At 38.2% G+C, this 26106-nt stretch carries 24 protein-coding genes and 1 pseudogene; 1 reads left to right on the top strand and 24 read right to left on the bottom strand.

All coding sequences use genetic code 11. The features are described 5' to 3' along the window. Position 1: 1 nt before the first annotated feature. The 14 genes from I9192_RS07750 to I9192_RS07685 all read right to left on the bottom strand — a co-directional run bounded on the left by I9192_RS07750 (position 2) and on the right by I9192_RS07685 (position 16206). Complete coding sequence (locus tag I9192_RS07750; RefSeq protein ID WP_180644313.1) at positions 2 to 1342, bottom strand: hypothetical protein; 1341 nt, start codon at positions 1340 to 1342, stop codon at positions 2 to 4. Then, complete coding sequence (locus tag I9192_RS07745; protein WP_200150304.1) at positions 1339 to 3957, bottom strand: hypothetical protein; 2619 nt, start codon at positions 3955 to 3957, stop codon at positions 1339 to 1341. Before I9192_RS07745 ends, I9192_RS07750 begins: the two co-directional genes overlap by 4 nt. Positions 3958 to 3964: 7 nt before the next feature. After that, positions 3965 to 4540: a hypothetical protein gene (locus tag I9192_RS07740; protein ID WP_180644309.1), complete on the bottom strand. Its 576-nt coding sequence runs from the start codon at positions 4538 to 4540 to the stop codon at positions 3965 to 3967. A gap of 30 nt (positions 4541 to 4570) precedes the next feature. Further along, positions 4571 to 5794: a hypothetical protein gene (locus I9192_RS07735; protein WP_200150303.1), complete on the bottom strand. Its 1224-nt coding sequence runs from the start codon at positions 5792 to 5794 to the stop codon at positions 4571 to 4573. Further along, positions 5794 to 9759, bottom strand: coding sequence for a hypothetical protein (locus I9192_RS07730; protein ID WP_200150302.1), 3966 nt, complete (start codon positions 9757 to 9759; stop codon positions 5794 to 5796). Before I9192_RS07730 ends, I9192_RS07735 begins: the two co-directional genes overlap by 1 nt. Before the next feature lie 30 nt (positions 9760 to 9789). Then, positions 9790 to 10659 (bottom strand): hypothetical protein, encoded by an 870-nt coding sequence (locus tag I9192_RS07725; RefSeq protein WP_200150301.1) that lies wholly within the window; start codon positions 10657 to 10659, stop codon positions 9790 to 9792. Between the two features lies 1 nt (position 10660). After that, a complete protein-coding gene (locus tag I9192_RS07720; RefSeq protein ID WP_200150300.1) occupies positions 10661 to 10957 on the bottom strand; it encodes a hypothetical protein in 297 nt (98 codons plus the stop codon). 15 nt (positions 10958 to 10972) lie between these two features. Continuing rightward, complete coding sequence (locus tag I9192_RS07715) at positions 10973 to 11380, bottom strand: hypothetical protein (protein ID WP_200150299.1); 408 nt, start codon at positions 11378 to 11380, stop codon at positions 10973 to 10975. Beyond that, positions 11361 to 11558 carry a hypothetical protein gene (locus I9192_RS07710; protein WP_200150298.1) on the bottom strand — a complete coding sequence of 66 codons (198 nt, stop codon included), beginning with the start codon at positions 11556 to 11558 and terminating at the stop codon, positions 11361 to 11363. The genes I9192_RS07715 and I9192_RS07710 overlap by 20 nt, the downstream gene beginning before the upstream one ends. A gap of 93 nt (positions 11559 to 11651) precedes the next feature. After that, a complete protein-coding gene (locus I9192_RS07705) occupies positions 11652 to 12326 on the bottom strand; it encodes a phage adaptor protein (protein ID WP_151835279.1) in 675 nt (224 codons plus the stop codon). Further along, positions 12326 to 13219, bottom strand: coding sequence for a RyR domain-containing protein (locus tag I9192_RS07700; RefSeq protein ID WP_200150297.1), 894 nt, complete (start codon positions 13217 to 13219; stop codon positions 12326 to 12328). Before I9192_RS07700 ends, I9192_RS07705 begins: the two co-directional genes overlap by 1 nt. Before the next feature lie 71 nt (positions 13220 to 13290). After that, positions 13291 to 13764 (bottom strand): hypothetical protein, encoded by a 474-nt coding sequence (locus I9192_RS07695; RefSeq protein WP_010112813.1) that lies wholly within the window; start codon positions 13762 to 13764, stop codon positions 13291 to 13293. A 64-nt stretch (positions 13765 to 13828) separates the two neighbouring features. Continuing rightward, positions 13829 to 15118: a phage capsid family protein gene (locus tag I9192_RS07690; RefSeq protein WP_200150296.1), complete on the bottom strand. Its 1290-nt coding sequence runs from the start codon at positions 15116 to 15118 to the stop codon at positions 13829 to 13831. A gap of 26 nt (positions 15119 to 15144) precedes the next feature. Further along, complete coding sequence (locus I9192_RS07685; RefSeq protein ID WP_200150295.1) at positions 15145 to 16206, bottom strand: hypothetical protein; 1062 nt, start codon at positions 16204 to 16206, stop codon at positions 15145 to 15147. A 105-nt stretch (positions 16207 to 16311) separates the two neighbouring features. Between I9192_RS07685 and I9192_RS07680 the strand changes: the two genes are divergently transcribed. Beyond that, positions 16312 to 16539: a hypothetical protein gene (locus tag I9192_RS07680; RefSeq protein ID WP_227567107.1), complete on the top strand. Its 228-nt coding sequence runs from the start codon at positions 16312 to 16314 to the stop codon at positions 16537 to 16539. 362 nt (positions 16540 to 16901) lie between these two features. Here the strand turns inward: I9192_RS07680 and I9192_RS22550 are convergent. From I9192_RS22550 to I9192_RS07630, 10 genes and pseudogenes are all read right to left on the bottom strand, one after another. Then, a pseudogene (locus I9192_RS22550) lies at positions 16902 to 17261 on the bottom strand (Gp49 family protein); the annotation flags it as partial. Positions 17262 to 17529: 268 nt separating this feature from the next. After that, the gene (locus I9192_RS07670) at positions 17530 to 17994 is read right to left on the bottom strand and encodes a hypothetical protein (RefSeq protein WP_200150294.1); all 465 of its coding nucleotides are present in this window, start codon (positions 17992 to 17994) and stop codon (positions 17530 to 17532) included. An 82-nt stretch (positions 17995 to 18076) separates the two neighbouring features. Continuing rightward, positions 18077 to 20365 (bottom strand): portal protein, encoded by a 2289-nt coding sequence (locus I9192_RS07665; RefSeq protein WP_200150293.1) that lies wholly within the window; start codon positions 20363 to 20365, stop codon positions 18077 to 18079. Between the two features lie 9 nt (positions 20366 to 20374). Continuing rightward, complete coding sequence (locus I9192_RS07660) at positions 20375 to 22039, bottom strand: terminase (RefSeq protein WP_200150292.1); 1665 nt, start codon at positions 22037 to 22039, stop codon at positions 20375 to 20377. 101 nt (positions 22040 to 22140) lie between these two features. Continuing rightward, positions 22141 to 22794 (bottom strand): hypothetical protein, encoded by a 654-nt coding sequence (locus tag I9192_RS07655; protein WP_174498774.1) that lies wholly within the window; start codon positions 22792 to 22794, stop codon positions 22141 to 22143. An 86-nt stretch (positions 22795 to 22880) separates the two neighbouring features. After that, positions 22881 to 23339 carry a hypothetical protein gene (locus I9192_RS07650; protein WP_151803707.1) on the bottom strand — a complete coding sequence of 153 codons (459 nt, stop codon included), beginning with the start codon at positions 23337 to 23339 and terminating at the stop codon, positions 22881 to 22883. Positions 23340 to 23362: 23 nt separating this feature from the next. Beyond that, on the bottom strand, positions 23363 to 23752 hold the full coding sequence (locus I9192_RS07645; RefSeq protein WP_042890550.1) for a DUF1064 domain-containing protein: 390 nt from the start codon (positions 23750 to 23752) through the stop codon (positions 23363 to 23365). Between the two features lie 79 nt (positions 23753 to 23831). Beyond that, positions 23832 to 24410 carry a hypothetical protein gene (locus tag I9192_RS07640; RefSeq protein WP_200150291.1) on the bottom strand — a complete coding sequence of 193 codons (579 nt, stop codon included), beginning with the start codon at positions 24408 to 24410 and terminating at the stop codon, positions 23832 to 23834. Next, entirely contained in the window at positions 24403 to 25368 is a 966-nt protein-coding gene (locus tag I9192_RS07635; RefSeq protein ID WP_200150290.1) for a helix-turn-helix domain-containing protein, read from the bottom strand. The genes I9192_RS07640 and I9192_RS07635 overlap by 8 nt, the downstream gene beginning before the upstream one ends. Further along, a complete protein-coding gene (locus I9192_RS07630; protein ID WP_200150289.1) occupies positions 25365 to 26081 on the bottom strand; it encodes a DNA-methyltransferase in 717 nt (238 codons plus the stop codon). The genes I9192_RS07635 and I9192_RS07630 overlap by 4 nt, the downstream gene beginning before the upstream one ends. Positions 26082 to 26106 lie beyond the last annotated feature (25 nt).

Below are 26106 nucleotides of genomic sequence, written 5' to 3'. Positions count from 1 at the left end.
CTTAAACTCTCCGCTTTGTAGCAGATATATCAATATTTAAGTCATTAATATATCCATGCTCACCTGATATTTTGATTTCAAATGCAAAGTGACGACCACGTAAACCACGACCAAACAAAACACGGCCATTCGTTAGATAATCCGCTTTTTCTGTAGGCAACAAATAGTAATAGGTTTGCTTAGTACCACTTTGAGTAGTGCTTACACCAATTTCTAACTTTCTGGTATTTCCAGATAGTTCATATTCAAGATATGCCCCTAAAGGATGAACTAATTGTCCTTGTCCTAAATCTAATTGTCCTGTTACCAATTTTGCTTCTATTAATTCTTTGGCATCCAGTTGATACAAACCATCTTCTGCAACACCATAGAGCACGCCATTAATTACAGCTAATTCACTAAAACCATAATCTTGGTAACGGCTCATTGCCCATGTATCAACATTTGCTGTCCATGCATATCCATATTGTTTTTCTTTAGAATAGTCATCTTCAATAAAAACAAGGTCGTTGATTAATTGCTTGGCAATATTCTTCCCTTGATTAAAATCATATGCCGTCAATGTTTCATTAATTATTTCTTGAGATTTACGTTGTTGCTTTAATAATTCAATAATGTTGATCGTATCAATGACTCGTTGTTTTGCAGTTATACGCTGACGATATTGTTCTGAGTATGAAACATGATCCACAACAAAATCAGAATATCGAGTGATACAACTATCCTGTGCAATCAATTTTTCTGCAATCACTGATCGTGATAACTTTTTAAGTCTATAATTTTCTTGATAAATAATCTGCTCAGTTGTAAAAGCTCGTAATTTGTACTTAAAAGAAGCATCTAAAATATCAAGATCATCATTAATTGAATCTTTAAAACGAGCAATTGCCTTAAAATTCTCTTTAATTTTTAAAGCTTCATTTAATTTAGACAAACTATATTTTTTAGTATTGAGGTTTTCACGAATTAACAATTGCTCAATATTTATATTTCGTTGTTTATCTTTTTGTGCTGATGTAGAACTAATATTATCTTGAATCAATGACTTTGCACGTAAGCGATTTTTAAAAATATCAGAAACAATAATTTGATCATGGATAAAATCGACGTGGCGTTTACGACCAGTGAAATGATCAGTTGCCTTAATTTCATCTTTGACTGGAAAAATAGCAGAATCAACTAATTCATCTTTGACTAAAACAACATCACCTGACAGCACAGAAAGCCGATATAAAGAATCTTCTTTAATCCTAATGAGCTCTTCTGTGACTGCTTTGGACTTCCCAATAGTGTTATTGGAATATGCTATCGTTTCCTGAATATCATCTCGATATAAAGTCACTCGTTAATTACTCCAATAAAATGATAGGAAGATTTATGATCAACTAAACTTGTATAGCCCCATTTGTATCGACGGTTATACTGGTCTGTTTCAGATATATTTGCATATTCACTGTCACCAAAACCAACCCTACAGGCATCACGATAAAAGTATGACAAGTCACCGCCAGCATCAACTGGTGAGAATGCGAAATACCATGCATCAGGAACATTACGATGTACCAGCTTTGCTCCAACACTTTGATAGCTGAAATTTACTTTACCAATCGTTTTTCCACTAATACTTTCAGTTTTATCATAGGGTTCAATTGAAGGTGCACTTCCACCTATTAACACTCCACCAGCTTGGAAATTTCCAGATGCTCTACTTGTATACGGTGCACAGACACCACTTACATCTATATAGCCAGAACCCACACCAAACCAATCACCAGAGTCGGCAAAATCACTATAATCAGTAGGGTTGTAGTTTGGTGGGCCATAAACATAGACATATTCACCTGTTTTCGGAATTGGTTGCCCTTTACCAATTCCCTCTAGATAGTGAAATATAGGGTCATATGTCCATAGCGGATAAGATGTTGGGTCAGCAACTGAACCTAACGTATGTTTTTCATTAATTGATTCACTAACTGTTGACTCTTGATATGCATATAAAATTCCATCTCGATTAAATGCAGGTACACATATGCCAACATCCAAAGAGTTCGATGATTCTGTTTTTATTGTGGTTTCATGCTTATAGTATCTAGCACGACTTAAACTACCATGTGTGAATAATAAATAAGGTGTTTGATAAGCTGGATTTCCATAGCCCAAATCTGTTCCCTTAATATGAGTATAAATAGTAGATTCTGGGGCTTCTCGTCGATCATCAAAATCAGATGTATAAAAATACCCCATTAAACCTGTGGAACCAGTTGTTTCCGTTTTTTCCCATTGGCCAACAATCATTATATCTTCAAAAGTGGATTGCACTTCTTTATGGAACGTACGATTATCAATAAAGAATTTAACGACTTTAAGCTGATCTTCAACATAACAGCCAAACATAACCGTATCACAACGTACAAACTCTCCTGTGTAATCAGGCGAAGTAAATATAAATGATTCACATCCTTGACCTGTTAATTCAGGAAATTTCAAACGCCCCATAGATGTTGGGTATTGTTTACCTAACAACCAACATACTGCACCGCTTGATACTCTTGTCACACTCCCTGAGTGTGATGCAATGGGTTTAGCTTCATAATTATCCCAATAATCAATATCATTTTCGGTTACACCTGATGGATTACGTAAACTATCTAAAGCTTTTTGATAAATATCTTCCTGCGGTACCCGACGCAACTTATACAATATTGCTAATGTCTTTTGCTCGCCTTTAGGGAGAAGCACACCTAATTTATTTAAATATTGAGAAATAACTTCAACATAGTTACTCTCGACATCTACTTTATCAAGCCATCCTTCTTTCTGCGCTGGAACTAAATTTAATTTAATCTTGTACCCATAAGCGTACATTAAGCCATTATCAGCATATCCCCAACAGGTATTAAATCCTTCATTTCCCTTTGAATTGAAAGACCACCCACAAGCAATATACATTGCCTCATATTGATAAAAATCAGAAGTATCACATACCTTAATAACTGCGCCTGCCCTACGCCATGCTTGAAAATCTGTTCCCAAAGGAAAGGTTTCGCCACTTGGCATTCCACCAAAACGATCCAATATTTTCAAAATTTCATCATCACTCACTTCTTCAATATATTCACGAAATGCTTCAGTGGTCGTTGCAGGTATAAGCGGTAAAGGCATTGCCCAAACACCACTTGGATCAATCTGTATTAACCAAGGTTTATTTTCACTATCAAAAGAAACAAGATGAGTCTTGCTGAACTTATAATCATATTGAAATTGGCCATCAACGTTGGGTAAACCTGAATAACCAGGCAATCGAATACCATCTAATTCACCAATTATTTTTTCAATATAACTATCTGTTAATTTAAATGCTGCTTTTTCTAAATCGCTCTCAGGTAAATTAGAAATATCCTGCCTTCCATAGCCACCAATAATTTGCACAACCTCAACCATAGCACCGCTGTACCAAGTAGGACGCTGTTTAACATATTGAGTGTGGGTATAAATTCCAGAATATCTAGGTTTGAAGTATTGAAAATTTGGACTATATTCAATTTTAAATTTTTCTAATTCTATGTCTTTTTCTGGCAAATTCTCATTAGAGTAATGAACCAATCTTCGTCTGGATTGTTCAGTTAATTTAATACCAACTTTTCCACCTTCTGTTAATGGGATGGATTTTGTAATGACTCCGCTATATAGCATTGGAATATAAAGTTTTGCTAAACCATCAGGTTCAAATTCAGCGATCTTTAACTCTTTATGTGCAATGGCTTTTAGAAGTCCTGCCATATCTTGAAGAATAACATAGCCACCATCAGGCAAGTTCTTGACCTGCCTGATGCTCTCAAGATTTGATACGGTTTTATTATTTGATAGTTTTTTAATCTCATGATCAATAAAGTTTTTATCACTACTACTTAATTGACCATTTAAAACCAATAATCCGTATGGACGTGGACTATGCATAATTTATTTATGCTGCGGTGAAGCTTAGTCGGTAACCAATTTCATACTCGTCACCGTCTTGGAACACACGTGCTGCTGTATATTTTGATGCTGAGATTAAGGTGCCAGTTGTACCGCCTTTTGTACTATTCGTTAACATTGCTGCACCCGTCACTGTCAATTGTGAAGATGTTGCAATAGTAACTTTAGCAACTGAGTTGAAGTTATCAATTGAATTAGTTGATGTATTTTGAGGTGTCCATTGTGGGCGTGTCGCAGATGTATAACCTTCAGTCATACTCACAATTTCAGCTGCAACAGAGGCAAAATTTGCTGCCGTCCAATTGGCTGCTGGTGCTGTTGCCCCACTGAACAATGCTAAGTAGTAACCTGCAGGTTTCGCAGTTGTACCCATTGCAACATTGAGCAAATGTGCAAGACCTTCATTTACCACAAGGTTGTGAGTCGTTTGCCATTCACCACCATTAATTCGGTCAAAATATTCACCTTGAGCCAAAATCCCCTGTTTTGGAAAATAGATGCCTTGCTCAGTCACCTGATAATTTTCCGCTTTTAAATCATTCGCCAGTTCTTTCGTGTTCATCGTTAGATACCATGTAAGTAAACAATGACATCACGTTACAATGGTTGTAACCCTTCTCCCTAGCCTTACAGACCTACCAGACTTTGCAGTGATTCCTTTTAATATGCCAGCTTGTAGCTCAATAATCTGACCACTGGATGTTCCAAGAATATAACCATTCTCTGCCAACCATAATGCAGTCGTATTGCCACCCTGAGATATATCAGGGCCAATATCATTATTGTCAATTTCAATCGCACTATCAGGTACTGGTGCATGAGAGGTCTTAGACTGAAATGTCATTTCTGCTGGATTAGTCCCTGTTAGGAAAACAACATGAGTTACTTGCCCAATCCAAATACCACTATCAACTGGTAAAATGAAAGTAATACGTTGTGGCATAATGACAAAGCCAAATTTTTCATCATGAAGATGGTATGCCATTGGCTCTGAAAATCTGAGTATGTTTTTATCTGCTGTCAGCAAACGTCCTTGCCAATATTTCATATATCGACCTGTCGGCATAGGGGATAAGCCTTTAAACCGAGCTGTCATACCCAAATCCAAACTGCTGATTGTGACGTTACTTTTGCTGATTGGATGATCAGAATGAAGTAATAATTCACCACCATTGCGATCAGTTATATAAATTCTTACATGCGTGATGGACTGGTCAAAACAATAAGGTAAATTTATTTGAATACTTGCAAATGCCTGATCATCAAGGTTGCCACTGGATGTAAGTTCTATTTGATCTGATACAACTTGTGATAAAGCTGATTCTTGTTGGTCACGTAGCCATGAAATTGCCACACTGTAAGTTCCACTTTTTAGTGAACCACCATTACCTTGCATAGTTAGCATTGGCATTGCAGGCGTATCAATTGTTAATGGATGAATTACTTTCCCATTATATGTCCACAAACCTAACTCACTTGCTATATAAACCAGATTATTGATGACCTGATAACAGATTTGAATATGACCAATTTTCGCTAATACTTCATGTTGCCATGTTTGTGAATCTAATTTTACAAACTCACTTTCCAATGTTGCGAAAACATCATTATGCAGAGGACTTTGCCATATATTCTTGAAACTGAAAGGCGAAATTTGCTCTGCACCTTGACGTAATTTAAGACGACCAGTATCTGTGATATCAAGATTAACTGCATCACGTAAATATAACTTAGGTGAATCTCCACCTTGCTGCAATCCGTCATCTGCAACAACATTGTTCATGCCTGCGATGGGAAATAATTTTAAAGCTGCCATTAAAAAGCCCCTTTCCTGAATTGATCAGCATTACCATCTGGACGAATGTAATGTACTGCTGGTCTGATATTAGGCACTCCATTGTTTAAAGCATCAAACCCTATAGCAGTAATAATTATCGTTGGTAAAGGTATTTGTTCTTGGGTAACTCTCATTCTTTTATCGAATTGCGTATAGTCATATTCCATTCTAAAACTTTCAAAACCTTGTACCTTCAAATCTCTAACTTTTAATGAAATCCAAGCCTTACCAAAAGATTCGTTGGCAAAACCACCATAGTTACCCTTAATTAATTCACCAATGCGCAAACCTTGCCACATAAATGGGGTATCACCACTTTTTTGTGTTCCCATTTGCTGAGAGAACAAGCCACTCGCCTTCAAGGTTCTATGAAAATGTGAAATCCAATTGACTGATGAAATCCCTAATGAATTAAAACCACTTGGTCGAATAGTTCTATGTAGCTGTTCATTTCGTTGTAATGTAGGTCTTCCAAATAAAGTCATTATAGAAGAACTGAACTGGATGATCTTTTGAGTACCATCACCAACCGAATGCCAACCCATTCGATATGATTGAAGTCCTTTCACATCAATATATCTACGTTTGAGCTGGATTTGATGGGTTCCATATCCTGATAAATTACCTAAGCCTAAGTTTTGAAGTACACGATGTTTCAATGTAACTCGAATTTGTCCAAAGACTTCACCAGGTGTCCTATATCCACCATCACTGTTAACATAGTGCAAACCTGCTGAGGGATGATTATGTTTGGCTTGTGTAGGGGCTTCTACCACAGCATAAATGGTATGAGGTGTAAATCTTGGTGTACCAACAGTTATTGTAGAATCAATCCCCTTTTCAACAGATATGGTTCTATTCTTTAAAGTAACCAATGGACCTTGTTCAAACAATGGCATACTTATCCCATAATCAACCAAAATACCATTTGACTGAATATGAATATCTTCACCATATTTTGTTGCAATAAAACCATCCGTGAATATGACATTAGTTTTTAATGAAGGTCGAGTGACTTGCCCAACAGGTATAGGAATTCCATGTCCCCCATTTTCTTTTCCATCAATTTCTACAGCATCCAGCCATATATATTGGGGAAAATACGGTGGTACACCTGTTTTAGTGACTTTGTGTGTTGGAATAGCCCATTGAGTAAATCCTGAAACAGAAAATTGTCTATCTCGAAAGGCAATTTCACTTTTACCCCACAAAACATTTTCACTGCCTTGCTGTAACAATTCACGCCATTGTGTGCGAATACTTGCCTGTCCAAATTCCTCACTGTTACGACCACGTGTATTCAACTCTGGAGTGACATTAAATAATCGTGGATCACCAAAGTAATCTCTATGAGCCCATCGAGTTGTAATTCTATTCCAATGAATACTCAAGGATGGATTACCAAATGCCTGATAATCATCAAAACGTCCAACTTCTTCAATGTATCGAGTGTGCAAATAAATTTTATGAATTGGTATATAAGGTGGAGCAATGGTATAGCGTTGTTCAAATTTTAAAGTCCTGATTCGATCTGCAATCATCGGTTTACCAAACTCAAGACTTTCAAAATTACCGATACGATTGAAGTATCTACGAGTGTTAATAATATTTGATGTACCAAAATACTGAGTATTTATTCCCTTAGGTGCTATTAAATATGCAGAGTTATAGATGTTAGACCAACCAGAAATATATGGTTGTTCAATACCCTGTAATCGTAAATAACGAACTCTAGCTGAAATCATGTGCTGACTAAATTTCGTGCTATTTATACCTACTGGAATAATTAAACGTGCATTGTTGTTTATACTTGGCTCTGCAACTTTAGCTACGTTTGTGCCAATTGCTCCGATGACTTTATTTTTATTGACTACAGCTGTCCATCCTGACCATTTAGGGGGTGTTAAACCACTATCAACATCATAGTACATTTCAATGTATTGGCGTAAATTCCAAAATTTATGCGTACCAAAGCGGTGCCCTCCTTCTTGACCAGTTGTCAAAAAGCCATTTGGTTTAATATATTTCTTCCAAAGATCAATTGCAGATATACCAAATGTATTCAGAAATCCTTGTGTATATATAAATTGTGACTCAGGAATAATACGACTACCAAACAATGTCGCTACATAGCCAAATACATTTATCTTTTGCGTACTGCCTACACGATGATTAGGTATGTTGGGATAAATGATTGAACTTGGTGATAAGGATCGTACCGCATAAGATACCCATGAATTATTACCATAAGCAGCATGTGAAGCCCCTTTTGCAAGTATTGTTCTACGCCCATGATCAATACTTGCGGTACCATATTGAGAAAACTCTAAGCCACTTGTTCTTATGGTTCTTGAATAATGCCAAATCTTTGACTCACCAATGGCAAGAGATTCACGTCCAAGTCCAGCATAGATACTTCGAGTTTTGTTTGAAATCCATGTAGAGCCAAATATACTCTCATTCAATCCGCTGGGCTTTAACTCAGGAGTCTTGGTGAGTGTATGATTGCCAAGTTTTGGTTGATACCAACCACTTGGCTTGAGTGTGCGAATACGATAACCAATTACTGCATTCAAGCCCGTAAAGCTGTTGATTCCAATTGGTACAATAGATGGTGTTTTATTATAAATATTGGTTATGCCGAAATTTTTTGAATCAAAACCTTTTACTTCAATAACTCGACGAGTGCTCTCAACAACTCCCCAATCACTAAATGATTGTGCATATAAACCAAATACCTTAATTATTCTTCTAGTATTTCTTATTGAAATATCACCAAACACACCGCCAGCAATGACTGTATTTACACCTGTCACCGCCACTTTCTGTGTAGGATCAAATATTTTTGGATACCCAGATTCATAAGACTCTATATTATGTGGATATAAATAACGTGGGCTATGTGAAATCCAAGCTGTACCATATAAAGATAATACTGAACCGTTAAGCATCAAATAACGAGTTTTCAGGAAAACTGAAGGGCTTCCGTATCTATCAACTTTGATACTGCTAGGTCTTAAATACCGTGGAGAAACATCGGGGTTTGGAATTATTGGGGCAACAATTCCCTTACTGCTTAAATTTAAATATTGGTCAGCTTTAGTATTAATTACAGTAGCTACACCATAACGTGAAGTATCAAAGCCATTTTGGTAAATATATTTAACACCACCTTGTAAATATGGTGTTCCATATACGGCTGAGTTAATTCCTCCCGAATTTAAGCTCACAAACTGCTTTAAGTTATAAACTTTCGATGGGGTTCCAAAAAGTTGGCTATTAAAACCAGATATTTTTAATTCTTTATTGAAGTTCCAAACATTCTGTAAACCATACAAAGATGTATTGAACCCAGAAATATAAATAACTCTTTTACCTAACTTGACTTCATTGGTACCAAATAATTGACCATTAAACCCAATAGTTTTAATTTCTTTATTAAAATTGACTAAGTATGTATTACCAAAAGCTGAAGCTGAAAAACCTGATAGATTAACTCTGGTTAAATAATTTTTTACAGCAGGTTTCCCATATCCAGAAGTATTAAACCCTAAGACTGAAACTGGGGTTAAGTTATTTTTAATATATTGATTGCCAATGACTTCACTTTGGAAGCCTGCAACAAATATTGTTGTGTCCTCACCTTGTTGATCATTTCTAAAGCTAAAATCAATTGGATTATTAATCGACTGATAGTGATCTATAGTTTTTGAAAATTTATAATTTTTACTTGTTATAGGTGATGTACTATAACGCTTGTATATCTTTAAAGCGCTTAAATTTTTATCATGTATGGTCTTTGGTGCAGCTATACCAAATGGTAGGATCAAGTTTTGTGATGGTGCTGGTGTAATTCTAAAACTAAAATCAATAGTATTTTGAATACTGAGTTGTTTTGCAACTTTAGAAGTGAGCTTAATATTTTTAACAAGGTTGAATATCATAGACTCACCCATAAGATAAATAAGATGGGTTTAAACAGTTATACGATCATAGATAATGCCCTCAAAATCAGGCGCATTGTCATCATCAAGACAAACCATAAAAACAGTATCACCGCTAATTGCAGATGTAAGCATTTCATAATGACCATTCTGATCACTTAATGCACTTCCTAATAACTTTCCATCACTTCGTCTAAACATATACACTTTGCAGTTTGGTGCGATACCGCCTGCTGCATTTTCAACGGTGCCTTGAGCAGTAGATATTTTTGCCCGAATGCAATAAATCTGAAAAGGCTCACAATATGCTGTGATAAGTACGTGACGCAATCCTCGACTTAGAGGTCCAAAAGGAGCATTAAAAGAAGATACTGTATGGAAAAAATATATTTCATTTGTATTAGTGAAGAATATATTTAATACACCTCGACTATCAAATTTTGCTTCAAGGAAAACGCCTTTATCATAGTTACTTGTTACATAGCTACCTGATAAATCTTCACTACTTGGCGATAAGGATATAAATAACCCACCATCATCAGGACTATTAAAATTACTCCATCCATTTACTGCTCGACCATCGGAAAAGGAAATAGGACCATAATTACTCGAGAAATTACTAACACCTATCGCTAATCCAACATCTGATAAAAATGCAGATTGAGATGTAGAAGCCAATCCGACTTCCCCCCAGATACTCGGTAAGGAATTGATGTACTCTGCATTATCAACAACACTCCCACTGGTACCAGCTCCAATGTAATTAGCAGCAAGGAAGTTAAATAAAATTTGCTTTGCTGATCCTGCATCAGCCCCTTTCATATCAGTTTTTAACAAATTATATGCAGGGATTACACCTGGAAATGTACCTGCTATTTGACCATTAGCGATAACTTCCATTTTAGATCAATACTCCATAAGCATCTTCATTCTTCCAATAGCCTTTTTTTTCATGCCATTGCACATAGCTATCAAAAAACGCTTGTTCATCCTGATAACATTGATCTTGAACAAACCCCATAATCCATTGCATCACGTTATCAACTGAACGCTTTGAGTTTTCAACACAAAACATTTGAAACTTGGGTAAATGAATCAATATATGCCAGTCAATTTTTTTAATATCACTGGCATATAAATCTGCTTTGAACCCTGCGACACCTACTGATTGCGCAGGTGGTTTTTGGTTATTTTCCATATCCCACCTTCATGATTAAACTTTAAAGATTTTATTGGTACCGTTATCCCACGTTACGATGATGTCACCACCATTAGGAGTAATTGGTAATCCTGTTGCGGTATCAATGTATGCAATCAAAGGACTGGTAGATTCAGTACCTGTATCTGCATAAATAATAATAGATTCAATCGAAGCCCCAGAAACTGCTGTAAAAGTCACATCTGCTGCATCTGCAGCACCACCAGTAGTAGCCTTACTTGTTAATGTGACAGGACCTGCAATACGTGCCGATGTTGGAATATCAGACAAGTATTGGTGAACAGACGTTTGAGGTGTATATGCACCGGTATCAACTAGAATCACTTTAATTGTGTCTGTCATCCAGTTAATCTGTGCTTCTAAAAAACGCTGACGTGCGAAATCATAGAGTGTGTTTGCCATGTGCTTGAGTCTCCGTAGCTGAATCGGAAGCACTCATGCGCTCATGTTTAATTTCGATGTGATTGTCTGCTTCAACACAAATTCGAGCCAATTGCCCAGACTTTTTGATCAATTGAACTTTGGCATCGCCAATGTAAAGCGTATCTTCGGTCTTTAAATCAATAATACGTTTGCCCATATTTGTGCATGATTAAATTAAATAAGTAAGATCATTATGTAAAAAACCCCTGAAAAGCTTTAGCCTTACAGGGGTGCTTATGTCACAAGCAAGTCATGGCATGAATGGAATAACGTTATGCGGTACATCCTCACGAGTGATGCGTCGCAAATCACTATCAGGGCGAATACCGAAATAGTCTGTAAACTCTTGCTCTGCTAATGCTGAACGATTTGGATCAAAGAATTCCGCATCTGGTACCTTAAACGCTTGGTGTAGTACCCACTGAATCAATTGAACATGGTGAATTTGGTTGATTTCTGGAATATCAGTATCATTTTCCATTGGTGACAGTGGTACACGATAGCCTTCTAATTGTAATTCACCATCTACATCAGGAATTGGAACAAGGCGAATACCTGTATCATCCTGAATGATATGTTCAGGTTTACCCTGTTTCACTCGCCAATTCTCACCATCATAATAATGATCGAGTAATTCAGCTGACATTAAAGTCAAGTATTGCCCTTTTGTTCCATCGCTTGGCTGGAACCACACTCGAGTCAATTCGTATAACGATTCATGTAATTGATAACGAGATGAACCAATCAATATATTAATCTTACAAACATCATTGTTTTGAGATTCATGCAATAAACGACCACGGATACACGCTTCACTTACGGCATCATTAAGCCAATCAATGACACTAGCATCATCAATAAAATATGGTTCTACTTTATCGTTGGCCAGTGTACGAAAACGGCTGATCAGGTCATTTAACTGCATTACACAACCCCATATTGATGAATCATTTGAGTAACTGACTCTTTTAATTCATCAAGATTTTTTTGTGGGCTAAGTTTCTGCTCATACTTTTCTAAAGCATATTGAACCAAGCCAGCCTTTGTCATTTTTCCAATCGTTTCAATTTCATCAAGAACTTGATTTTCTTTGTCAATTTCTTCTTGCTGTTTTTCTTTAGAACGATTGAGAATACTAGATGTATCATCATCTAAGCCTTGCTCGGTAGATTCACCAGAAATAGATTCAGGCTCACCCTCATAACGAGTAAACTCAGGATGTTTTAAAAATTTGGTTGCCAAATCACTTGGAACTGATCGCACTTGCCCCTGTTCAAATGTTAAAGCTGATTCGTATAAGTGGTCGGTATATAGAGATTTATTTCCAATATACTGAATTGATACACCAGCAGATTTTTGAACAATATTGGTTGGAGTGATTGTTGCTGTATTAATTGCAACATTTTTTTGATGCTCAACCTTTTGGCGCAGATTCACAACTTCCGCACTCAATGCCAAGTAATCTTCAGGATCAGGCAATTGCTTAACCAGATGAACTGTTGTACGGAATAAATAATCCTTTGCCTTTTGTGCATCTGGTAATTCTTCATAAGGTAAAAAACATGGATGTTCTTTTTTCTCCATATCTTTTACTTCACCATACTTCCAGCCCTCAGCGTCTTTGACCTTATACCAAGACTCATGAGACTGTTCGGGTGTGGCATCAGGATTTGCCAAATGCATTTCAACGCCAGCAATCAAACTTTGTTTATGTGATTCTGGTGTGTCATCCCAAGTAGGTTGACTATCATCACCCATTGATTGGCAATATGCAGCATTAATTGCATGACACATCATCGCTATTGCAATCGTTTTCATCTTATCACCGTAATAAGTTAAAAAATAAAAAGAATGGTGTAGGTCTGTCTAAAACCTACACCATCAAAACATTAACGAGGACCTGTCAATTCACCGCTGACAATAACCTTGATATCGCTTGCCTTGGCATTCGCTGCACCACCAGTGGTTAAAATCAATCGTGCAGCCTTAGGCAAGGTTACCAATTTACCTGTATTAGCACGTAATCGACCTGCCGTTGCAAGATCACCAGCATTGATAAAATATGCTGCATCTTGTGGTACTTCTGTACTATCACCATCAACATATTTAAAGCCAAGTGAACCTGTAACGGTGGCTGTCATACCTGTTTTAATCAGGATTTGAGCATCATCAAGGCGCATACCTTCTGGTAGTTCACCTAAATCGATAACATCACCACTTGCTACTGCAACAGTTGTGTCTGAATCAATTACGGCACCTGAAGCATTCGTGGCAAGAAAAAATGCTAACGCTGTAACATTGCCATATGGTGAGAATCCACCAAACTGACCATAACCACTAGGCTTCTTCTTAATTGTCGCCATTTTAAAAATCTCCAAGGATTAGAATAAGATGAGGTATGCCCATAACTGGACATACCCAAAACAATTACTGATTAGCACCAATGATTGGCACAGCGGTATCGACAACAGTTACACCATAGTCGGTAAATTCTGTACGCTCACCAGTATCAACAGCGAAACGGATTTTTGATGTACCACGAATGGCACCGATCAATAATTCCCATTTATCGCCATGATCAAGGTCTTTTTCAGACCAGAAGAAAGGCACACCAGACTTATCACTTGCAGCCATTGCTTCCGCAATTGCTTGTCCACCCAAAATAATTGAACGGTCAACAGCGAAATTGCTACCAAAGCTTGATGGAACGATTAAATCTGATTCAGTTTCACTATCATGCGAAGCACAATATTTAATCGTGTCACCTGCATAGAAACGAATCGGACGTGGCATTTTTCGGATAATAAATCCGTTCCATAAACCCACATCACCTAAGAAAAGCGGATGTTGTTTTGCCTGACTTGCTCGTGCAAATGCAGATGATTGGAAAGAACGGAAACCTGGTTGAGCAGCAAATTTGTTGTACTGTGCTGGCGATACAAGCCATACACGTAATGGTGAATCTTCCGCAGCAACATCACCTTCAAACTTACAAATAGGTGGTGGTAAAGCAATTTGATCCAGAACAGTTTTCATTGAATCAACTGTATCCATAGTAAATAGATCAGTTGTTGCAATATCAAAATCACCTGCATTGCTTTTAACGCCCTTCACACCAGAACCATCAACAACATAGTGACGGTTTTTAGTTGGTGCTTTAACACGGTTCACCATGATTTCATTGAAGTTTTTATGATTATCTTTAGGAATAACCCATTCAATGTTGTTATGAGAACCACGTGCACCAGCCATATGCACCAGTAATGACTGATCACAATAGCGATCCATCAAGTTCTGAGCGACTGGACGACCAAGTTTGCGTAAATCAGCTGGGCTACGAATCTGTGACATCACGTTACCCAAATCAACAGGGAAACGAGCTTGGTTCACACGTAGGCGATCTTCATTCAAAGACATCCCCACACCACGACCTTCAGCATACGCACTACCCATAATTGGATATGCACCGACTGGATTTAGTAAGTGGAATGTCACTTCATCACCACGCCCTTTTCCTAAGTCCTGAACACGAACAATAGGCATATGGGATGTGGTTTGTTTGCGTAGAGTCGCTTCCGCACCTGCTTCGCCCTTAGGCATTTTCCCAGCCAATAGGTTTAAGGTGCTGTTACGATTCATGTGTGTAGCGAACAGACCTACCGCTTGGGTAACTAAATTGGTCTTATCGCCATAACTTGCGTTAGTTTTAGTAGTCATGTTTCAAATACTCTCATCACGTATGTTTAAACACGTCTATTGAGAAATTGCTCCACTTGGTCGGGTGTCCATCCTTGCATTTCCTCTGCAAGTTGCGCTGGCGACATTGCTGCCAAACGCTCATCACGAGAAACACCAGCAGGACTACCAGCAGGCAAATCACTCAGACTGTTCGGTGGTGGTGTTTGAGCCTGACTCACAGCTTTTTGCGCTACTGCCTTTACTGCATCATTGGCAGGTTGAGCAGCTTGTTGACCTGATTGGGTATTCGACTTATACAATCCTAGAAGTTCTACCACCTGAGCAGCTGAACCTTTATCCAAAACTGTTTCATACGCATCTTTCAGAAAACTTGGTTGTGCATTCTTCCAATCATTAAATTCTTTCGATTCAACAATAGATTCTGCATCTGGGTGTGCTGTAAAGATTTCGTTAAAATGGGCTTGCTCTACACTGACCTGCTGTTGTTGCTGAATTGGAGCTAAAGCAGTTTGTAATTGCTGTTGCACCAAAGTTGAAACCTTTGAATTAACAAGTTTCTGAATACCAGCAGCCAAGTCTTTCTCGCTAAAATCCCCAAAGATTGCAGGGTCTACACCCTGATCAATCGCTTGTTGTGCGATATTTGCTTGGTTGTCCTGTGTAGTTGGATCCTGTCCGTTATCTTTACGTTCCTGTGCATCAGCTTGAAGTTGTGCCAACTGTTGTTGAGCTTCATCAAACTTTTGCTTCCATTCCTTTTCACCGTTACGTGCTTCCACTAACTTGTCATAGGGAATGGTGTGTTTTCCGTCTTTAGCTAAGATCACAGCATTTTCAGCATTTAACTGGCTTTCATCGACCTGTTGTTGCTGTTGTGCTTGTTGTGTATCAGCTCTTGCGGAGCTATGCTCCTCATGCGTACCGTCTTGACCTTCAACTTTTGGGGTATTTTCTTCTGTAACTTGGGTAGTTGCTGGCTGACTACCATTTTCCGCATTTGCGGTATCGCCATTTAACGCTTGCTCTAAAAGCTGCGCTGCAAGTTCAGGTGATGCTTTACCACCGTTAGCTTCAATCAACTCATTTTGTTGCTCTGTAATATCCATGTCTGTCCTATCACTTATCGCTGTGACCGCAAAGGCGAATGGCTAGATTTATCTAGCGTTTAGCTGTTGATTGCTCAACATGAGACAAGTGTCTAGGATTTATATATGATGTCGTTAGCCTTACAGGGGGTAGGATTAATGGCAGAATATTGTGCTCAATGCGCCAAGCAATATGGAATGAGTAATGGGTTTATCAAAGAATGTAAGCCGAACTATCTAGCAAATGTTATTTGTGAAGGTTGTGGTGTAATTCAGGTGAATCACAAAGGTGAATGTGTGAGCCATGATTGCGACAATGGAAATCATGCCGTTGAATGGAAAATCAAGAAATAAAAAACCAGCATATTGATGCTGGTTTAAAAGTCTATTCGATAAATTTAAATCAACTCATCTAATAATGCAGTCATTTTGGTTTCAGCTTTTTTGCGTAAATCATTATTGATATTTGGTAAACTCAATAATTGAGTAAGCAAGTATGCATTTTCACGATTATTTAAAAGTTTAGTTCGATGAATGCATTCACCAACACTACCACTGACACATGCTTGGTTATCATTTGTAGGATCGGTGGATTTAACAGCATCACTATATTTAATTTCTAATTCAGGCAATTCAGAAACTATAGGGCTGTCTTGCAACTTCCCAGCATCCACACCTTGGCTTGCAAAATATTCTTGGATTTTAATTTTATGGTTTAATTTTTCTTTCAATAAATAACCTTCTAGTTGCCAAATTTTCTCACGAGCATTTTTATATGCAATGTTACGACCAATTTCAGGATCAAAGTTTTCAAGACTCGCACATGCGGACTCACCTGTAACGGTAAAACCATTCTCTAATGTAAGAACACAGAATGTTAATGTCTGTAGTGGAAGCTGTGCATCAAAAACTTCTACACCATTATCACGCTTGCACACGTCACGAGGTAGGATGTATTCAACTGCTTTAATTTTAGAATCAATATGATCTGGCGTTAAACGTGGCGCATTTAAGTTTTTAGATTGAATTTCTTGCTCAATTTGTTGTTCTACTGTCTCGGGTTCTTCCTGAACCAAAATCACGACTGCACCATTCGGAATACGATCTGTTTTATGGCTATAAGTTTCATTATTTGTAACTCGATAATCAAGTAATGGATTCTCGACAACCAAGTAATCACCTGAAATATGCCACGCACTAACGCCAATCATTCGTGCAACCTGTTCAGCATTACCAGTAGTGTCAGTGGTTGGATCGAGTTGTAAAGTAATTTGAGCAGTCATAATAAATTCCAATAAAAAAGACAGCCGATTCGACTGCCTTAGTATCTGTGAACAATGAGAATTACTCTTGCCTTACAGGGGGGATTAATAAATCATCTTGGAATATTCGATTCGAACAATTATCCCATGTTATTTCAATATTTCCTCCATTGATATAACAAGGAAGTCCATTTGAATTTTGAATAACAAATATAATCTTTTGCGTTTTTTCTTCAATACCGATAATTGCAATAATTTTGTAATTTAGATTATCTTTAAGTGGTTTTAAAAACTTACAATCATCTGCATCAAACACTCCATTAGGTAATATTTTTTTATTTTCAAGCAACAACTTATCTGATAACAAGAAATCTTCTGATAATTTATTAACATCGTAATCGTATTCAGTTAATAAATTATTTCCATTTTTTGAATGGTTTGTTGCTACCAATCGTACAGAAATGTCAGTATCTAACAGATCAATAGAACTGTTTTCTAACTGTGTAACAAAATAATCCGTTAAAAAATTAAATGAAGTATTACTCATGCGCTACCACCAAATAAAATAGGAACAATCCATCTTATTCGGTGGTTAGTTTTCAATAAAACCTTATAGGGGGTAGTAGATTCTATTGTAAGTTATCGGTAGTTCGAGCTGTTTCTATACCCTGCATTCCTGTTGAACCTTGCTGTGGTACTGGTGGGTTCATTGGACTTGTATTCTGTTGTACCTCTGCCAGTCCTTCACTGCCTAACTGCGCCCCTTCACCTTCTAAATATGGTGAACGTACATCACGTGCTGCTGTCTGTTCTGCGGTTGGGAAGTTAGGATCATCACCCATCGGATTAGGACGCTGATAACCTGCACCTTTCATAATCTCATCAGCAATAGGTGCAATCTGTGGCATCATTGCTACCTGTGAACCTCCTTGCATTGCTGAATATGCAGCTTGCACACCAATTTGTACTGAACGTGCGTCTATTTCCTTAATTTCACTTACTGCTTTACGCTCTTTAAGTTCAAGCTCTCGACGTTTCAGATCAATACCAGCATCGGCAAGTGCTTTATCAACAGCTTCTTTAATTTGTTGTTCCACTTGTTCTGGTGTTGGTGCCTGTGTAGCTTGGCGAATAGATTCAATAATATCTTTCTTGAATGGAATGTCAGTCAAGGCCATCACATAAGGCAATACTGCAACTTGAACCTCTTGAGGTAAGGATTTAACAATCTCAGACAAGGCATTAAGTTGTTGTTCTCGGAAAGTGCTGGTACTTGGAACATCATCAAGTACAACTTTCAAGCGTGTACGTTGAACATCATTACTAACATAAGGATAACCATGTTCATCAACCTCAGGTTTATTGATAACAACTGTACGATCCTCACGTACCGCATCACCTTCAATAATGATAGTCTGTTGCTGAGTGCCCATATCCTCAACAATCATTGATAGTAGCATTTCTCCCATGAGGGTACGTCCCTCACGGAAATTATCCATCATCTTCATTAAGGTCTGGTTTGACTGCTCGATCTGTAACTGTTCTTGTTTTCCAGAAGTAGCATTACCTTTTTTACCTTGGAACCCAGAAGTAATATTGCTTACTTGTTCAATGGCAGCACGATTATCACTAATCAGTTGGAAATGTTGCTGTGATAATTCATAGTCACGTTTAACATCGAATCTTGCACCAGGTCTAGCCATGTGTGCTGCATCCAATACAATATCAGCATCAGGACGTGCAACTTGACGACGTAATTGTTCGTCTGTCATAGCCACTGCACCTTTGGTACGTTCAACACGTGTAACACTCATCCCCCAACGTAGCTTTGATATACCAGAGTTAATACTGTCCTGACTGTACTTCATGCCACGAACAAAGCCATACGGTATGCCAGTATTATCTTCACGGAACCCAAAAAACGGTACATAAGGAAAATAATGGTGTGAATATGGTGAAGGACTATCATGTAAAAGGTGTGGTCCAAGCCAATATGAACGACGCAACTTTGAGATGGTAGCCTGCTCTACACGTGCAACACCTTGATAAATTGCCAAATCATGAGCTATGTTATTGATGTCATACTCAACGATACGACCATCACTGAACTTTAGAACTGGTACACGCACCCAACGACGGTACCAAACCTCAGTAACGTTTATCTCTTTAGATGTCGGGTTATACCAGTAGTTTTCACTTATCGTCCATGAACGTGCATCAAGCCAAGCATTTTGTAAGCCTGTACTTGCTCCACCATCCAGCACATCAGGTTGTTGCCACCATGAACCACCATAACGACCAACAGTTTCAATCAACTCCTTGTGTTCTGGGAAAGCACTCATCAATCGTTTAGGATGAACCCAGCGTGTACGACGTAACCAGCGTGCATCAGATAAGTCTGGTTCTGTAGACTTCATATCCCAATGAATTTCATTACGATGAACTACAACACAACGATAAGGATATTTAAATGGGTCTTGCTCACGCTTTACCTCAACCCATCCTAAACCACATGAAATTTGAGGACGAAAAGCATCACTACACGCTTTATCTGCTTTAGATAAGCGTTCAGCTTGATTTAATTTGTAGTTCAAGGCATCAGCAACATCATCACCGCCAGTTTCACCATTGGCTTTTACACGCCAATCAGTACGAGTCTGTAGCTCATAACCCATAATCGACAATAAAGCTGGACTAATTCTATCCTCTACAGCAGGTGGAATACCGATCTGTTGCATACGGTTAAGCAAATCTGTATCTAATTGATTGCCATCTGCATAATCCATCTCTTTATCTGCGATATGACGCCAATGAGGTTGTTCCTCAATTTCGTGCATAATCTCCGTCAATTCTTCCAGACTGAGCGTATCATCATCGCTAATCTGCTCACTTGTAGCTGTATCTTCTTGAGTAAACATAGCTTTTCCTTATAAACGCCAATCTGTCGGAGGTGCTTCGACATAACCATGTGTATTTTGATGTGTTGTACCTTGATTCATACCAGTAAGACTAGCCGTATAGACGTAATCACCAAGCAAACCTGCTTCTTTAGCTTGAGCATGTTGCCTTAATGCATCGGCACCTTCACTACAGCCATTTGCTTTATTTGGTGCATCAATAAAACGTTTCTCACTTTGAGAAAATTTCTTCTGATAACCTTCAATTCTTTCAATACCTAACTTGCAGCGTTTTTCATCAAACCAGTAGTTTTTCATACATTTGCGTGTTAATTGAATGCCTGTGTTTAACAGGGTAATGCGAGGAACAATCACAAATTCGTGACCAGGTAACAAATCTTGTAATTGTTCTAATGTGGATTTATTAAAATCACCTAAGCGTTGATGTGCTGCATCATGAGGTAAATAATGCGTACCAAATACATAACCATGCCTAGTAAGTTCAGCTACATAATGTTGAAGATTTTCACCATGTGCTTCATAACAATTAATAAAACGATCTTGTTGGTTAATCATTTGGTGATACCAAATAAAACAACCATCACTATTTCCGATGTCCCAAAATGTATTTACTGGTAAATCAAGAACTTCAACCTGACATATACCACCACGCTTTCGTAACGCAAGCATATCCTTTGCATAATAATTGCCGTCTTTAGCGACCTGAAAAGCTTCATCTGGGAATGATGGATATTCTTGCCACATCTTTGACTGATCACCTTTAAGATCATTGTCACGAGTTATGACATACCAAGCACGTTGATCTGGATCAATGAAGCAATCCAGCCCCATAAATTGCTTAACTTTTTCTTGTATCTCATCAAAATATTCATGATCTTCAGGTGAAATTCTAATGGTTGAAGAATCAATTCTGTATTTAGGTTCCTGCCACCAAGCATAGAAGTGAAATCTATAATCCTTGAGACCTAATTTTTTACGTGCAGCATAATTCGACTGTGCTGTTTGCACCATTGGATAGAATGAACCACTACGACCTTCAGCAGTAGATTCAATAACAAGTACACCGTTGGTCGGCACAGTTGGTATAGAACCAGTGATTACTTCATCGTCTTTGGCTGGATCAGTAGCACAAATTTTACCAAACTCAGAAATATGTAATCGGTGAATAGTGCCTGAACGAAATGAAGTGGCTACACGGATGGTTGAACCATTGTGCTCAAACTCCATCTCTGATTTATTGCATGTTTTAAGTGGGAAACGTTCACGTATTTCAGGTGGTAAATTATCGTACGCAAATTTAATCTTATCTTTAAATATATTATAAACGGTTGGTAAATCTTGAGCGATAATACCGCAGTTTTGGTTAGCATTAAAAAGCGCATGATCAAGCCATAGAACACAAATCAGCGTAGTAAAACCTAACTGACGTGCTTTTAAGATAATATTACGATACCAGAGTCGATCTAAAAATTTAATCTGAGCATCATTAGGCTTGAATGGTAATTCAAAGGTATCTGCTATTTGCAAAACTCCGTACTCATCACGGAAGTCATCACCTTTAATTTTGATCTTATATAAACAGCCACTAAAAATACGCCAAACAGGGTCTGCCAAGCAGCGCTCAAGCTCCTCGGCATTTGTCGGTAGTGGCTGTAAGTTAGTGTTATAAATCAATTTTTACTCCATTTTGCACAGTATTGGTGCATTTTTGAAGCGTGTACGTGAATGAAAATGTTTTGATGTGGGTGATTAGTCGTTCCATTCACGTACATGCACTAATATTCAGGATCATCAGCAATTGGCTTAAACGCAGAGCTATTACCAGTGCTCACTCGTTCAAGTAATGCGGTCAGTGCATCAACAGGTTTATTGTTCTCATCATCAAGTCCAAACGCTTGACGTTCTAAAGCAATCAATGTTTTGAGTGTGTCGCTTAAATCTTTCATAGACTTCACACGACCAGGCATTGAGATAATCTTCATGTAAAGGTCATTCACCTTGTCGTTGCCTTTATCATCAGGCGACCACATAAGCTCACCCAGCATTTCCAGCAATTTGACATTCTCTTGACCGACCATCATTTCAAGCTCATCAAAAAGACTCATAGCAATCTTGCGTGAACGTTGAATATCCTTACGATGTGCTAATCGAACTGACGCTACTTCATTGGCATTTGCATCAATAGTGTCTTTTTCTGAAATGGTCGTTTTCGTGCGCACACTGCTGCGCACACTCTCCTTGCGCACAATGTCATCTGCTTTAGCTTTAATTTTTTCAGATAGATCACGAACCCATTCGTATTGCTTTGCTCTACGTCTAATGCCTGATTCTGCAATATCATGCTCACCTGCAATTTGACGTAGAGACTTAATACCTGCTCGATAATCGAGTTCGATCTTTTCCCAATCAATTACTTTTTTTTCAGCCATGATCACCAAACCTCATATTGGTTTAATGATCATGTATATATGTGGGGAGGTCTAACCTTAGAGGGGGGTGAAGCAGTTTTGATAAATTACAACAGCTCTCCTTGCTTACCTATATCTAGTAGATCCCCTACTTGCTTCGATAATTTACGTACTTGACCTGAAACTTCACTCTGAAGTATTGCCATATGATGGCCCATTTCAATATTTGCATATTGCATTGCTTCAGCAACCATAAGATTACCAAGGTTGCGTGCTTCACGTGGCGTCAATGTCAAAATCTGGTCATCACCAATTTCAATTTTAACGGTACCATCAGGTAAAACCATCTTGGACATAATACGAGATGGACGATGTTTAGGGGCTGGAATGAATACACCACGCTGTACACGGATAATCTGACCACTATCGACAAGATGGCTTAAACGATCATCAACGATAGATAATTTTAAGCCTGTCAATTGTGACAAAGTTTCTCTAGTAACGATCTGCTCTTGATTATGTAAATCCTCAATGGCTTCAAGGATTGTTTCAGCGTTAGACTTCATTGTCATACTCCCCTAAATCGTTCTTAAACTTCAACTACGTCGATATTGTGAATTAACTTCATCAATTTACGTTTGATGATGTAATCCGCAGTTTTATGACCTTTGGCATCTTCACAGATGAACTGATCATCTTTGGTCCAATAAACAAAGTCTGCTATGTAATCTGTGCCACGTACTTTCACACCACAAATTTTCTGTGCTGGTATCAGGTTGTAACGAACCTGAGTCTGTAAATCCTTGATCTCACCTGCACGCTGTAAGACCTTTAAATCATTCAAACGACGATATTCATGCTGTGAATCAGCAACTTTTTCGCCATCAACAACGACCTTGTGATTGCCATACTTTGGTTGCTTAGGCTTGTTGTCACGTTGGTGAACAAGTCTTTTGATTTGAGATGGTGATAAATTCATAGGTCAATACCGTTTAATTTTAAAACTGTGTAACAAATAGCCACGACTGACAGAAACAAATAAAAATACTTATCGTTTTTCATGCTCTACCTGCCTTGGCACTTTTATTAATACCCTTCATCTGAGCCATCAATTCAGGTGGACAGGTGGTGATTTTTCTCTCATCTTCCTTAGGTGCTTTTAATGCCCCAACTGGATCAGTGAATGCCTGAACATCTCCCATCAATTTCGCATTTGAAACGATACGAACGTACATATCCTTGAATGCTTTTGACTGTGATTCAGCACGTGGATTTAACTCATCAAAACCTTTCTTAAATTCTTTAAGGGTTTTGAGTACATGCACACTGATTGAGATCGTCTGATTCGATTTCTCGTATGCCAATGCTTGTTGCCATGCTTCATTTTCAGTGAGCCAATGTGCACCTTGTAAACACCAGATTTTGAAATCCTGTACACATGGTGGCCATGGTTCTTGAAGCATACGGTTATACCCATTTTCCAACTGCTGAACTGTCAATCCTGAAAAGTCCTCAATCATTGCCTGTTCAAGATCAGCTTCATCAACTGCTGCCCAAAAATCTGTAAATTTCTTACCGTAACGAATACGCATTTTGTCAATTAAACGACGTGCTTCAGTAATGGTGAACTCACGCATGACCCACCTCCTCAATCAGAAAGCTCTTTGGGGGTTCAGGTACCACATCAATAATTGATGATTCCTGATGTTGTTCTTCACGCACTTTTTGACCATAACGCAACCAACGATTTACATTTTCCTGTTTAGCTTGGTATGCCGATGGTGTTTGGATAGGTTTATTTCGTCCTGATTGCTCAGTGACGTTATTTTTCGCCTTTCGGTTGATAAGTTTATGCTTGTTATTGTTTACCCATGTCAGGAACGCTACAGCCCACTTCTGTGCTGTCTTGAAAGATTGCTTCCCGTAATCATTCGGTGATGCAAACCAATCTCCAAATTCATCAAACAGGTTTTCAAGATCGTGTTGATCAAGATCAGGGTGTCTAGGTTTAGACAATTCGATGAAATCAGATTTCACTGTTGAATATTTCTGACCAAGTTCGATCACTGAGATTTTTGCAAGATCAAAATTGTGGTACTGAACAAATTGAGCTGGCGGTTGTGAAATTTTTTCTTCGTGCGTATTACTACTACTTAATTGGTGGTTATTAGTGGTTATATGGTGGTTAGTGTGCACCTCCTGCACTGGTTCAGGTGCACCTCCTGCACTGGTCACATGCACCTCCTGCACTGGTGCATCTCCTGCACTGGTGAATGTATTGCACTGGTTTGTGCTTTTCTCTCCACTCGATTTAGACTGTTTTTTAGTCTTTGGAGTGAAACTTTCAGGCGTAATTTTGTAGCGATTATGGCGACCATTTGAGCGATCAACCTGAATAATTTTTACTTCTTCAAGCAAATCTATAGCCGTTTTAATCGCACGTACTGAAAACTCAGTTTCATCAGAAAGTAATGAAATCGATGGAAAACACTCACCATAGTCATTGGCATAATCAGCAAGGCGGAGAAGTACCGCCTTTGCAGTCGGATTACCCACTTTTAATTTGCGAATCTGGTCAGTTATTGCGTAGCTCATACCACCTCACTGAATAGTTCTGGTTGATGGAATGTCACAGCTTCATCAAGGCGAATTTTGGCAGTTGCAAAATAGCCTGTATCTTTTTCAATACCGATGAATCGTCGCCCAGTGTTAATACAAGCTACTCCTGTTGTTCCACTTCCCATTGTGCTATCCAGCACTAATTCACCTTCATTGGTATATGTGCGAATTAAATACTCACAAAGTGAAACAGGTTTTTGAGTTGGATGAAGCGCTTGTTTTTGCTTGTCAGAACTAAATACTTGTACTGAACGTGGGTATCGCTCAGTTGAGTCATAATCTTTCACACTAAGTTGCTTTCCATAGTGTTCTGAACCTATAACCTTCTTTTTTGCCGTTTTACGTTCATGACCAAATGTTTTTTGAGGGTTGTATGTTGGTTGTGATTTATAAAAAATCAAAATGCTTTCATGGGCCCTTAAAGGCTGTTTCTTAGCATTTAAAAATCCTGTTGCATTTGGCTTTTCCCAAATCCATTCATAACGAAATAATTTTAAATTTGAACAAGCGAGTACTGCTGTAAATGGTTGCGCACTGAATAATACAATTGCACCATTCGGCTTTATTACACGCTCATACTCTGCCCACAGTGGTTCAAATGGAATTACCGCATCCCAACTGCAGCAAGTTGTCCCATATGGTAAGTCGCAAAGAATCATATCGACAGTACCGCTCTCGATTTCTTTCATGCGCTCGAGACAGTCTCCTAAAATT

The organism is Acinetobacter bereziniae (genome assembly GCF_016576965.1).
GTDB lineage: Bacteria > Pseudomonadota > Gammaproteobacteria > Pseudomonadales > Moraxellaceae > Acinetobacter > Acinetobacter bereziniae.
Note: the sequence above shows the minus strand (reverse complement) of the source record. Positions and strands in the feature narration are given on the sequence as shown.